The organism is Enterococcus sp. 7E2_DIV0204 (assembly GCF_002140855.1).
Classification (GTDB): Bacteria; Bacillota; Bacilli; order Lactobacillales; family Enterococcaceae; genus Enterococcus_L; species Enterococcus_L lemimoniae.
In genome coordinates, this window is record NZ_NGKY01000001.1 from 1,854,963 (window position 1) to 1,867,975 (window position 13,013).

General features: G+C 36.1%; 11 protein-coding genes. 10 read left to right on the forward strand and 1 reads right to left on the reverse strand.

Translation table 11 applies throughout. The features are described from left to right. Window positions 1–150 precede the first annotated feature (150 nt). The 10 genes from A5819_RS08660 to A5819_RS08705 all read left to right on the forward strand — a co-directional run bounded on the left by A5819_RS08660 (window position 151) and on the right by A5819_RS08705 (window position 12,460). Window positions 151–1,242 carry a site-specific integrase gene (locus tag A5819_RS08660; RefSeq protein ID WP_086353040.1) on the forward strand — a complete coding sequence of 364 codons (1,092 nt, stop codon included), beginning with the start codon at window positions 151–153 and terminating at the stop codon, window positions 1,240–1,242. A 271-nt stretch (window positions 1,243–1,513) separates the two neighbouring features. Beyond that, the gene (locus A5819_RS08665) at window positions 1,514–2,284 is read left to right on the forward strand and encodes a winged helix-turn-helix domain-containing protein (protein ID WP_086278399.1); all 771 of its coding nucleotides are present in this window, start codon (window positions 1,514–1,516) and stop codon (window positions 2,282–2,284) included. Between the two features lie 41 nt (window positions 2,285–2,325). Beyond that, entirely contained in the window at window positions 2,326–2,979 is a 654-nt protein-coding gene (locus tag A5819_RS08670) for a hypothetical protein (RefSeq protein ID WP_086278401.1), read from the forward strand. A gap of 34 nt (window positions 2,980–3,013) precedes the next feature. Then, a complete protein-coding gene (locus tag A5819_RS08675) occupies window positions 3,014–4,117 on the forward strand; it encodes a DUF916 and DUF3324 domain-containing protein (protein WP_086278403.1) in 1,104 nt (367 codons plus the stop codon). Between the two features lie 2 nt (window positions 4,118–4,119). Continuing rightward, window positions 4,120–4,437, forward strand: a complete 318-nt coding sequence (locus A5819_RS08680; protein WP_086278405.1) for a hypothetical protein — start codon at window positions 4,120–4,122, stop codon at window positions 4,435–4,437. Between the two features lie 9 nt (window positions 4,438–4,446). Next, window positions 4,447–4,671 carry a hypothetical protein gene (locus A5819_RS08685; RefSeq protein ID WP_086278408.1) on the forward strand — a complete coding sequence of 75 codons (225 nt, stop codon included), beginning with the start codon at window positions 4,447–4,449 and terminating at the stop codon, window positions 4,669–4,671. 86 nt (window positions 4,672–4,757) lie between these two features. Further along, window positions 4,758–5,480, forward strand: coding sequence for a WxL domain-containing protein (locus A5819_RS08690; protein WP_086278410.1), 723 nt, complete (start codon window positions 4,758–4,760; stop codon window positions 5,478–5,480). A 129-nt stretch (window positions 5,481–5,609) separates the two neighbouring features. Beyond that, entirely contained in the window at window positions 5,610–6,671 is a 1,062-nt protein-coding gene (locus A5819_RS08695; protein ID WP_086278412.1) for a DUF916 and DUF3324 domain-containing protein, read from the forward strand. A gap of 225 nt (window positions 6,672–6,896) precedes the next feature. After that, window positions 6,897–11,744 carry a MucBP domain-containing protein gene (locus tag A5819_RS08700; protein ID WP_086278414.1) on the forward strand — a complete coding sequence of 1,616 codons (4,848 nt, stop codon included), beginning with the start codon at window positions 6,897–6,899 and terminating at the stop codon, window positions 11,742–11,744. Between the two features lie 179 nt (window positions 11,745–11,923). Next, entirely contained in the window at window positions 11,924–12,460 is a 537-nt protein-coding gene (locus A5819_RS08705; RefSeq protein ID WP_086278416.1) for an HdeD family acid-resistance protein, read from the forward strand. A 32-nt stretch (window positions 12,461–12,492) separates the two neighbouring features. On the opposite strand, the gene A5819_RS08710 is transcribed toward A5819_RS08705, so the two are convergent. Beyond that, complete coding sequence (locus A5819_RS08710) at window positions 12,493–12,858, reverse strand: hypothetical protein (RefSeq protein ID WP_086278418.1); 366 nt, start codon at window positions 12,856–12,858, stop codon at window positions 12,493–12,495. Window positions 12,859–13,013: the final 155 nt, after the last annotated feature.

Genomic DNA, 13,013 nt, shown 5'->3' on the forward strand with positions numbered 1-13,013 from the left:
TGATATAATGTTTTACCTATTTTGTCAATGCTGTTTTTTATATTTTAATATCTGTGTTTTTTTTATGAGTAACTATATTTTGTATGTTATACAATAATTTTTATTCGCCGTCAAATCGCCGTCAAACTAAAACGAAGGGGGAAATGATTTATGGTAAGAAAAGGTGAAAATATTTATAAACGAAAAGATGGTCGCTGGGAAGGAAGATACATAAAAGGAAGAAAAAGTGATGGAAGTGCTATATACGGTTATGTATATAACAAAACATATACAGATTTAAAAGAAAGACTCTTAACCATGAAAGCACTCTATTCACATAACTATACCTTTAAAACAATTGTCTATCAAGGCAGTCTAAATGATTGGACTATGTGTTGGTTAACTGAAATACAAGGACAATTGAAACCTAGCACATATGCTAGTTACACAAACAAAATGCTAAAACATATCCTCCCTTTTTTAGGGGACCTCCCGTTACAATCAATTAAAACAGCAGATTTAAATGACTGGATCAAGAAAATAGAGCAAAATTTATCGCCTAACTCTATTCGAATCGTCTTTCAAGTGTTGATGTCTTGCTGTACAGCTGCAGTAAAAAGGGAATTGATCACGGAAAACCCTTGTAAACATGTTGTATTGCCTAAAAAAACAGCAAATAATATAAACGCGATCACATCGCAAGATCAAAGAAAATTAAAGGAAAAAGCTACAGCACATCCTAAAGGACTTGCGATAATATTAGCATTAGAAACTGGCATGAGGATTGGCGAAATAGCTGGATTAAAGTGGGAAGATGTTGATTTTTCATCAAATCTGCTGACTGTCCAACGTACAATTCAAAGAATCCAATTAATCAATGGTGTGAACCGAAAAACACAAGTTATTGAAGGAACACCTAAAAGTATCACATCTAAGCGAACGATCCCACTGTCTAAAAGTGTCAGCAAACTTTTGAATGATCAAAAGAAAAAAAGTAAGGGGAACTTTGTTTTAGGAGGAGATAAGCCCGCAGAACCACGTTTGATTTCAGTGTGGTTAAAAAAAATATGTCAAAGTTTCCACTTTCCAGCGATTCGTTTTCACCAACTTAGACATAGCTTTGCTACACGCTGTCTAGAAAAGGGAGTGAATATCGCCACGATCAGTGCTTTATTGGGCCATCATTCTACTAAAATGACCCTAGATATTTATGTAAGTTCTTTTATGTCAGAAAAAAGAAAAGCGATCAATTTAATCAGTTAGTCTAGCTACTTTTCAAAAATTTTAACATTTGGAAAGTAACTAGCTTTTTCTTTATTTTCATTTAACGATCCTTTTTCAAAAAGAAATGATTTCTTGACCTATAAAAGTTATCCAGTCAAGTTTCTACTGAATGGGAATAGAACTTAAGCCGTCAAATTTGCCGTCAGAAAATCTTTAGATTTCTGCTATTGATGGGTTTTGAGTGCTAGTTCTTGTTTGTTAATAAAACAAGAAAATAAAGACTAGAAAAAAATGAAGAGGAGGGAGCCAGATGGAAAATACAATTGGCATATTACATATCAGAGATGATTCTGAACAGAACGATAACATAGGTTTGTTGATAAATAGGGCTCTCAACGAACAACATTACTCGCTGATTGAAATTACTGATAAAAAACAAATAGGAACATTAGATGGCTTGATTATTAATTTGGAGAAATCATCTGATTACGTTAAGGCTTTTCAGTGGCTCATTGATTTAAAAGAAGAGCATTCCTTATTTATTTGGATTCTCAGTGGAGAAAATGATTCGGAGCTGACAAAACTCTATCCTCATTTAAGCAAAAACTCAGTGATAGAAATCATTCGAGCTGATCAAGGATTGGAGACCCTTGGAATCGTCATAAAGAATGCGCTCAACTATAAAAATCAGTTACTAAATAGAGAGAAACCAAAGAAAGAATGTGACAGTCATTTCTTAGACGAATCAAAGCTAAGCCTAGTGGTTCATGACAAAATAATAGCACTAACCCGAAAAGAATTCAAAATAATAGAGCTGTTATATGAAAATGTGGATAGTGTCGTTACCTATGACGAAATCAACAGCGCAATCTATGGTACTTCAACAGGTGAGTCGCTAGAAAAATACAGGGTTGCAAACTTTATTTTTCATATCAGAAATAAATTAAAAGAACAATCCTATTTTGAAATTGAAATCATCCGAACCAAGGGATATCTTCTTACTTATTCAAAAAAAGAACCATTTCTTTCTAAAATCCAATTAAAGAAATCCTACAATGACCAAGTATTAAATAGAATTTAAAGAGCTCAAGCAATTATGTAAAGAAATGGATGGCTAAATGTGTGAAAGAAAAAAAGAATTATTATCAAAAATATCGAAATTATTATCTTTGTGAACTCCTCCTACTAATTGGATGGCTCACTAATTTTGTGCTTTTTTCAAAATTTTATGAAGCAGCCATATTTTACGTAGATAAAAATGCCAAGTTTATGATTCAGTTATTGTTTATGGTGAATTATTACTTAGATGATCTACTAAAGTATCTATTTGCAACTTTTCTATTGATGACGCTCAATCTCTTCCTAATGTTGATGTTTTATATCAAAAATCAACGAGAAGCAATCAAGCAAAAAGAAATGAACTATTCAATGGTTGGATTTCTATTGATTATTGGAATTAATGTTATAGCGTTAATGAAGACGATTTTGTGGCCGCTATTCTTGTTGTTGTTTATCGTGTCCTTGACAATTGTTTATATCATATATGTCATTACAACCTATTTATATGAGGAAAAAGATGAACAATATGAAGAAAATGAAATCGTTAAATTGGAAGGTCCATTTCAAACAAAAGAAGCAGCCGAAAGCTATACTAAAGAATTTTTAGCTCATTGGACGGACCATTTTGCTAAAAAAGACTATCGCTTAATGGAAAGTATCAACCAAGATGAAAAAAATGGCTGGCATGTAGAAATTATCGTTCAATCCATTAAATAAGAATAAATATTAGTAGTTAGGAGACCTTTTTTTCATGAGAAAGATTAATACGATCTATGCAGCGATCATCTGCGTCTTTTCATTATTTTTTTTTGCAGACCATGTAAGTGCTGCAGATGATGATAATAATTTAGGCTATACAGTGACACTTGTGCAGCCGAACACACAAATTGATCCAAACAAAAGCTATTTTTATGTGAAAACAACACCAGGAGAAGCACAGACCTTAGAAGTCAGAATAAAAAGTACGCGAAAAGAGAATGTACAAATCAAGATTTATGGAACCAATGCGATCACAGGAGATGGAGGAACGATCGAATATAGTGATGACAAATCATACTACGACTCGACCTTAAAAGAACCGGTCACATCGATGCTTAAATTTCCAACGCCAGAAATCACCGTGGGTAACTATGAAGAAAAAACGGTGAAAATCCAATTGACTCCGTCAAAAGAAAAATATGATGGGGTGAAAATGGGCGCCATTGTCTTTGCTTTGGATCAAGGCGAAAAAGCGAAGAGTGGTGTGTCAACCGAATTCTCTTATCGTGTTGGTTTGATCACTTCTCAATCAGGTGATGAATTCAACAATGCTCAGACGCTAAATATGATCTCAGCAAAAGCCTCAATTAAACGAGGCAAAAAAATGGTTTTAGCGAACTTGCAAAATCCAGAACCGAAAGTCTTAGAAAATTTAAGCATCGTAGGTACGATGACTAAAAAAGGCACCGATGAAGTTGTTAAAAGAAAATCCGTAGAAAATTATAGCATGGCTCCTAATAGTTCATTTGATTTTGAAATGGATTGGGGAATCGCTAACCTACCGTCTGGTACCTACACCTTGAAACTGGATGCCTCTAATGACTATCAAGAGTGGCAGCTTAGCAAAGAATTCACGATTACCAATCAACAAGCCAAAAAAATGAATGAAGAAAGTGCTTTTAAAATCATTACGCCAACTTGGATCAAAATCACGACGATCGTCTTGCTAATAGTTGCCGGCATGATCATGCTACTGATCCTTGTAAGAAGAAAAAAATGGGCCAAACAGTGGAAAAAAATCAGAATTGCTAAACGAAAAAAACAAGGAAGTCAAAAGAAAAAAAGAAAAAAAATCAATAGAAAAGCTGGTGAATAAGGATGAAAAAACAGTACGTTATTTGGCCGTTGTTGATTGTGATGTGCGTATTTGGGAGCTTATTAAGTCAGTCGTCTCAGGTGTTTGCGGAACAAGAAAAAACGGACACAGGTATTTCGTTTAATCAGTTTATCGAACCAGAAAAACCCAAACCCCCGATTTACGAAACAAAACCGACTGGTTATCCTGATACGGATGGTGCATTGCCTCATTTAGGCCAAATGATGACGTCTTTTATCCTATTACTACTAGGTGTCGCGTGTTTGATCGTATTTTTAGGCGTTATTAGTTTACGGAAAGTGTATAGCATACATGTATAGGAGTGTAAGATGAGAGATTATTTATGGATTTATATATTAGGAGGAATTGCTTCTGCTTCATTGCTCTTTTTTCTGGCAACTCTTTCCAAAGATGTATTTTTAGTCAGAAAACTAAGAAAAAAAAGACTGGACCTAGCGATTAATTTCGGCTTATTAGCAGTGTCAATTACCAGTCTTACGTTAATTATCTACCTATTCGTCTTATTAAAAGATCAAATCAAACTGATTGGGTAGCATTAAGCAAAAAATCATTCTGTGGACAATTTATAACAGTAACTGTCGCCAATCTTATTTGTCTAAATAAGAAGGGTGATTAAATTTTGAAAAAAATACTATTTACAACATTACTTGCTTCATCAGCTTTGCTGATTTTTGCAAAACCTGCGAATGCAGAAGTAGTTGGAAGCGAGCAAACAGACTTGGGGATTCGTTTTGATACTGATGGACCAGTAAAACCTGGACCAGGACCATTTAAAGATAACTTAGCATTGGTATGGACACCATCTAAATTTGATTTTGGTCGTCAAGCAGCAACAGCGAATATTGCTACATACAGCAATACTGTAGCCGGAGATCAATATATTGTCGTGAATGATGACAGACAAGGAACTGAAACAGGCGGTGAAGGAACAAGAGCTGTTACAACTTCTGCTTGGAAAGTTTCTGCTACATTGTCTAAACTAGTTTCTAAAGACAGTTCAGCTACAGAATTGCCATCAAAATTAACGTTTACTTTAGGTGATCCACAATCATACGATATTGGTGAAGTTGATCCAGATACAAATGACTTCTTACCAAATCCAATTGAAGGAAACCTAGGCACACTTGCAGATCCTAACAATATTGTTGTGGGCAAAAACGTAACGTTAGAAGCGGGCAATACAACTGCAACAAACATCATTGCTAAAACACAAGCAGATGCTGTTAAAGGCGGTTTCGCTACAAAATTATCAGACACTAAATTAACAGTTACAACAGGTACAGGCGCTGCTGGTAAAGCATTTAAAGCTAGCGTGAACTGGAGTCTAGATAACACATACTAAAAGAAGAACTATTCTTTAGTATGTTGATTTAAATAGGTAAGTAGATTGGTTGACAGTTATTGTTATAAATTGTTCACAGAACTGAGTTATACGATAAGCATTGATTATTTTAGGAAGAGAGGTCAGTAAATGAAGAAGTATTCTACCTGTTTATTATTAATGATTTGTCTAGCATTCTGCTTTGATCCTGTTACCAGTTGGGCCAAACAAGATTCAACGAATTTGATCGATGGTTTATCGTATGAAGTGTTATATCCAGAGAATCAAAAGAATAAAAAACTGGGCTACTTTGATCTTGCCATGCAACCGGGGCAAGAGCAAAAAGTTTCTCTCAAACTATACAACTCATTGTCCAAAGAACTAACAGTCAATGTTAGTTTAAATACAGCAAAAACGAATAGTATCGGTAAAGTTGAGTATGGGCCCAATGATTTAAAGGCGGATTCTTCCTTAACAACTGACTTTATAAAAATCGTGAAAGGCCCATCAAAAGTCGTGATTCCTGCCAGAAGTAGTAAACAACTGGAGTTAATGATCTCTTTACCCAAAGAGATGACCCCAGGTTCAATTGCAGGTGGTATTCAATTACAGCCAGTAGCAGATAGCACGATGAAAGACCAAGGCAAAAAAGATATTGTCGTAAACGAATTTGCATTTTTAGTCGGAATGTTACTAAGAGTCGGCGACACTAGCAGCATCAAACCTGAACTTAAATTAAATAAAACATACATAGCATTCAAAGATGGTAAAAGTCATTTATTTGTGAATATTTCCAATAGTCGACCAGCATATGTCGAAGGGATGGAAGTAGAGGTTCAAGTAAGAAAAACAAACAAACAAAAGGTGTTATTTGAGTATCAAAAAAAGGACATGAGAATGGCGCCAAATTCAGTGATTGATCTTCCAATTGATTTAGCGGATAAAGGCGTATCAGCTGGAGATTATTCTGCTCAAATAAGTATCATATCAAAAACTGGTGATCGGTGGTCTTGGACAGAAGACTTTAAAGTCAACGTATTAGAAGCAAATAGTTTTAACCAGCAGTCAGTTGAACATAAATCAGATAGTAAGCCGATGTTATGGATGATTGTTGTAATAGTAGGTGTATGCGGACTTGTATTCCTTTCAAGTTACAAATTGATTAAACATAAGAAGCATAAAAGAACTGAAACTGAAAAGGCTAGAAAATAAGTCATTTTTGGAACAAAAATCACAAAGAAGAGAACGATAGAATAGGCAATCGGAAAACAACGCTAAAATTCTTCTTGAGCCTCGCCTCTAATCAGCAAGCAGCATATCCCCATTAATGATCTGGTTCGAGCAGTTGAACGAAATAGGTGATAGTGATACAAAGGAGGTGTTGCGATAAGACTCTACTTGGTAGCTGAACAAAAATAACAAAGAAAGGAGAAGAAAATGGAGAACAAAAAAAAGAATCTTTCTAAAATGAAAATAGTTGGGACTCTCATTGGACTAACCGCACTTGGTATTTTTTCTGTCACCATTTTGTTCACCACAACCAACCCAATACTAGCGAAACCGGAAAACAGTCTGGAAAAAGCAATGGATAAACGTGCTGAGCAAACAACTGAAAAATCAACAAAAAAGCTCCAACCAAGAAATTATCTAGCGAAATCTTTAGATCCAGTGGAAAATGAAGAAGGGTTAAAAGCAACTCCAAAAGTGTTGACATTAAAACAAAATGAAGCATTTCCTGATCTCAACAGCGAGGCAGGTCTGACAAAACTTTTTTCTGAAAGAGTTATACCGCAGCCAGAATATGGTGCTTTATATGAATATGTCACGGCTGATGGGACACCTGTTAACCCTAGTAGTGAAACAGTTGGATTTCAAACGATTTATGTAGAAATCACCGAAAATTATAATCTAACCAGTATTCGCGTTCCTATACCGGTAACTGTTACGGATTTAGGGACTTCTTTTTTGTTGGACGATCAGATTGCCCTTCAAACAGATAATACAAATGGGAAAATAATTCTATATCCAAATGAGATTGCAAATAAAACAGCAGAACAGCTACAGCAATTAGTCAAAACAAAATCCAATGTTCGCTCGTGGAAGTTGGAAGATGGGATCGCTGTTCCAGTTGAGGTGATCAACACTACGATTAGCGCTACTTCGGTTGGTGCCTATAAGGCTGAATTTGAAATTACGGTTGGAACCGGTGCACAAGAGCGAAAGGCTTCAATTCAAAAAGATGTCGTCGTTTTTGGTGCTGTTCCGCAAGCCTTTGTATCAGTTGCTCAAAACGCAACATTGAGCTTGGGAACAAGTCCAACTAATTTATTTACAAAGTTTCAAACAGTAAATAACGCTACTGCAACCAATGCAGTTTATCAATTTGTTGATGAGAATGGTGAGGCGTTAGAAAAATTTGATACTACAATTGTCGGATTTCATTGGGCCTATGTCAAGATGACAGAGAAGACCGATGAGTCTGTAACAACGACGATCAAAGTGCCAATCAATGTGACGAGTGCCGATACCACCGCTCTATTAACGAATAAAGTGATGGTAAAATCGGATGCAACAGTTATTCTTTATCCTGATGAAACAAAAGGAAAAAGTAAAGAAGAACTGATTGCCCTGATTCAATCTAGAGCGCATTTAAGTGCTTGGAACATGAGTACCGGGGCGGCAGTTCCAGTATCGTTTACAGACACAACAACGCTCAATAATTCTATTGGTGCATATAATGGAACAATCAAAGTCGAATTAGATGGCGTACAAGCCACTACAACACGAAATGTTACGGTATTTGGTGCGAATCCTCAACCGTTTGTGTCAGTTGCTCAAAATGCGACATTAGGCTTAGGGACAAATCCAACCAATCTATTTTCAAAATTTCAAACGGTAAACAGTACAATTGCAACGAATGCACTCTACCAATTTGTTAATGAAAATGGCGAAGTCTTGGAAAAATTTGATACCACAACTGTTGGGTTTCGTTGGGCTTATGTCAAGATGACGGAAAAAAACAACGACTCTGTTACGACAACCATCAAAGTGCCAATAAATGTAACGAATGGCGATACTACAGCCTTATTGGCGAATAAAGTGATGGTGAAATCGGATGCGAAGGTCCTTTTTTACCCGAATGAAACAAAAGGGAAAAGTAAAGAAGAGCTGATTACAATGATCCAAGCAAACGCTCATTTAAGTGCTTGGAACATGAGTACAGGAGCAGCAGTTCCAGTATCATTCACCGACACGACTGTAGTCAATAATTCAGTGGGTTCATACACAGGCACGATCAAAGTCGAATTGGATGGCACGTCAGCCACAACGACTCGAAATGTCACTATTTTCGGTGCGGATGTGAAATCTCCCTACTATTTTAAAGTAGATCAAAATAAAGACATGGCAATGGGGACGAATGCCGCCAATATTTTTTCAAAATATCAGTCTCTAAATGATGCGACGGCTACTAGCGCCACCTATGAATGGGTCAAAAATCCAGCAGGTGAACCTACAGAACCTGCAAATAAGTTTGATACGAGCAAAACAGGATTCCGCTGGGGTTATATCAAAATGACAGATAAAAAGGATCCAACAGTATCGACCATTATTCCTGTTCCTATTACAGTGACACTCGATAATCAAACGGTCATTGTTGAGTCAAAAGCAGGGATGAGTTTTAATTATCTGCCATTTTTGAATACAAGCGAGATCAAAGGGAAAACAGTTCCGCAAATCATTCAATTACTCACCAAAAAACTAGCGCCCAAAGCTTGGGATCTGACGTCAGGACAAGAACTAGATGCACGAATCACGAAATCTATGATCGTTAATTCTAGTAGAGGATCCAAAGAGGTATCGATTACGATTACTTTAGGAGAGCAGCTACTGACTTACAAATTTGAGGTTTTGGTTCTGCCAGATCAAGTTTTTGGAGAGAATACGCTAGATGGCTGGAGAAATGTTCCTTTGAATTCTACGGATGGTGTGATTACCAATCCATTAAACAATTCTAAAATGGGCTTTCCTGAAAGAGGAATTTCTGTAACATCGCAAAAAAATGAATTTGGCTTTATTATCAAAGATGGTGCTGGTAGAGGCTATGTTTATAGTGGTGGTGAAGGAAGAGTTTCAGATATTCCAGGAGTGAATAAGAATCCTATATATGGAACTGGTTGGTCTAGAGGAAGTGGAATTGGATATGATGCAGTTACTTCAAAAATCACATCTAAATATTTTCTACGAAAAGGGAACGAACTGAAGCAAATTCTAATAGATGAACCAAATCAGATTCTCTATGTTTACAACTTATCCTTGAACCGAAATTTGAACTTTAGTGTCCAATTAGATATGTATAATTTGTCCAATTCAGCAAAGAGTTTTTCAATGTTGGAAAGTGTGGATACGGATTATTATACCGATTCAGTTCCAATCTATGCATTAGGAAATAATAGTGGTTTTTATATCCAGCCTTCATCAGGCAAACGATTTACAATTCGTTTAAAAGATTCCAGAGGAAATTGGTTATCAGACTATACTAAATACATTGCTGGAGCGTATGGGAGTATTGGCGTTTCTGGTGGTTTTAACTATTTTGGCAATGATTATATGGGAACAGGCTCTGAAAGTAAAAATTACACGACAGGTCAAGTGATTGCGTCGAATGTCGATTCAGCTTACCAGCTAGGTGCACCTTGGAAAGATATTGCTCCAGATAGTGCGTTAAATACGGGTTATGAAATTTTTGCGGGTGATGAGCTTCCCTATATGCAAATCAAAGCGGATCCGGAAGTCTTCAATATTTACCCAGATTATGTAGAAGATTTTAAGACGAGCTACAAACTAAGTAAAATTCCTACAACAACGGATCACGGGACTGTTTATGTTACGTATCCAACCGGTGTTGAAGTTACAATGCCTTTTAGTGCAAATAGTCAAAAAGAATTTGATAGTCTGTTGACGATTCCGAGAACAGGCTTACCAGAACAGTTAAATGAAGAACCAGGGACAATCAAACACTACGATACGTCTCTACTCGCAATCAATGAAGCAGAAGGTCCTTATAATGGTCTACCATCACAAGATTATGCCGTAAAAATCAATGTATACAATCTTGGTGCTAAACCGATTCCCCAAATCATCAAAAAAGGAACAGCCTTCAATAAAAAAGCAGCTGAAATCATTCAAGAGCCTGTCATTTTACCTGGACATACGGCTTCCTATGAATACGAAGGCGCAATGCCGGATACTTCAGTTACAGGCTTAACTAGCGTGATGGTGCGGATGACGGATGCAAACCAACCAGATAAGACGACCTTGATCAAAGTGCCAGTTCAAGTGATTGATGAAATACCGCCATCGAAAGGGTTGTATATTGCAGCGAATAATTTTAATAGCCGACCAGAGCCTTTTCAAGATTTAACTGAAAGTGAAATCAACCAGCTAATTCTTAAAAAATCAGAAGCAATTGCTTGGGATGTAGCAACGGGTTCAAGTAAAGATATCAAGCTTTCTGTAGAATCAACGACGCTACCGCAAAATCCTGAACAAGGTACCTACAAAGCTACCTTGAAGGCTACCAGAGGAACCGAAACAGTCAAAAAGACGATTACGATCGATATTCAAAGCAATCAAAAAGTGAATGTGGAATTTGTCGATGAAACAGGTGAGCCCTTACATGATAAAATTACGTTTGATAAAGTAATTGGTACAACAATTGACTTAACCGAGGAAAAGGATGTTCAAAAAGCACTTGAAAGCATTTTGGCCAAAAACTATCAACTAGTGAAGAAGCCAGATAATGAAACAGCTATTCCAGTTACGAGTGAAGAAAGTACTGTTCAATATCAATTTAAAGGGACACTGTTTGTACAGTCTTCTCCGACTTTCTTGAATTTTGGACGTAAGACATTAGGGATACCCTTTATAAAAGTAGAACAAGCAAAATATGACAAACCATTGATTGTTTGGGACAATCGTAAAAATGGTGGCGCATGGGATTTAACAGCGACCTTAAAGAAACCATTGACTAGCCAAGAAGATCCAAGCAAAATTCTACCTTCAGCGATCCGTTATAAGATAAATGAGACAGAAACGGTTATCTTATCGGAAAATACGACACAACCGATAGCGGAAAGAACACATGAATCTAAAGGACAGTACAATGTAAGTAATGAGTGGGATAAAAATGAATCAGGCTTATTACTAGAAGTACCTTCTGGTGAAGTGTTACAAGCAGGTGGTTATCGAGCAACGATTTTATGGCAAGTAGAACAAACACCATAATAGTAAATGAAAAAGTTTCGCCCAAAGAATTCACTAATGGGCGGAACTTTTTCTACTCATTGGAATGGCTATCATCCTTCATAAAAAAACAGTAATAATCCATATTATTCGTCAGATCCAAAGAAATTTTATACAATATTAAGTGAGCAACAAACAAAGCGCTAATGGAGGAGATCAAAATGAGTAATGTTATGGAGCAATTAAGGAAATATGCACTTTTACGTGGAATTGTTTATATTATTTTTGGGCTATTGATTGTGATTAATCCAAGAAGTGTTTTCCAACTAGCCGTCTATTTTATTTCTGCTTATATTGCAATTATGGGCGTGCTAAATCTTTATGATGGGTTCAAAGTTAAAAAGGCAACGGGTACCTATGGAATGAGTTTTCTTGGCGGGATCGTTTTATTAGTCATCGCAGGAATCGTATTGGTTTTTGCTAAAGGGATCGTCAGTATTTTACCGATATTCCTTGGACTTGTAATCGTCATTGTTGGTGTCACTCGTGCAATCCAGTCAGTTAATTTACGTACCTATGTTAACGTTAGTTGGATGCCAATGCTGATTTATAGCGTGATTTTGATTATTGCAGGATTAGTGTTAACATTCAATCCTTTCAGTAGTTTATTAGTACTATTCCAATTATTTGGCGGGATCTTGATCTTTATGGGAATCGGCGAGATTGTGTCCTATTTCCAACTACGTAATATTGATTAAAAAAAAGAGCTGACTTCAGCTCTTTTTTTTCGCTATTTTAATGCTTCCAATTCAGCTTCAGCTTTACTTAATTGACCTTGTAATTCTTCAAGTCCCTCTTTACCTAATGAAACAGATTCGTCAAAATTTGCTTGAAGATCATCCATCGTATTTTCTGTTGCCATTTCTTCTGTTTGTTTTTGAAGTTTAGTCATTGAAGCAATTGATTCTTTTAAAATTGAGATTTCTTGAACCAATTCTTGTTTTCTTTTGGCATCCTCTTCGCGTTTTTTAGACTCTTTTTCAAATTGTGCCTCTGTCTTGGTACTTTCAGAGGTCTTTTTGCTTTTGGTTGTATCGCCGCAGCCAACAAGTCCCAACATAGCTAAAGAAAGTAGTATTAATAGTGTCTTTTTCATTTTTTTCTCCTTTTTCCTAACAAAAGATCTGAATGAAATCAAATGAGTAGCCATTTGTTTCATTCATTATTAACGGTATCATAAAAAGAAACTTCACTCAATATGAAAAACACTTTTAAAGAGAGCAAACTGTAAGTTTATTTTTGGTATATAAG

Coding starts and splice junctions, on each gene's coding strand:
- A5819_RS08660 (WP_086353040.1), top strand. CDS start 151: ATGGTAAGAAAAGGTGAAAATATTTATAAACGAAAAGATGGTCGCTGG.
- A5819_RS08665 (WP_086278399.1), top strand. CDS start 1,514: ATGGAAAATACAATTGGCATATTACATATCAGAGATGATTCTGAACAG.
- A5819_RS08675 (WP_086278403.1), top strand. CDS start 3,014: ATGAGAAAGATTAATACGATCTATGCAGCGATCATCTGCGTCTTTTCA.
- A5819_RS08680 (WP_086278405.1), top strand. CDS start 4,120: ATGAAAAAACAGTACGTTATTTGGCCGTTGTTGATTGTGATGTGCGTA.
- A5819_RS08685 (WP_086278408.1), top strand. CDS start 4,447: ATGAGAGATTATTTATGGATTTATATATTAGGAGGAATTGCTTCTGCT.
- A5819_RS08695 (WP_086278412.1), top strand. CDS start 5,610: ATGAAGAAGTATTCTACCTGTTTATTATTAATGATTTGTCTAGCATTC.
- A5819_RS08700 (WP_086278414.1), top strand. CDS start 6,897: ATGGAGAACAAAAAAAAGAATCTTTCTAAAATGAAAATAGTTGGGACT.
- A5819_RS08705 (WP_086278416.1), top strand. CDS start 11,924: ATGAGTAATGTTATGGAGCAATTAAGGAAATATGCACTTTTACGTGGA.
- A5819_RS08710 (WP_086278418.1), bottom strand. CDS start 12,858: ATGAAAAAGACACTATTAATACTACTTTCTTTAGCTATGTTGGGACTT.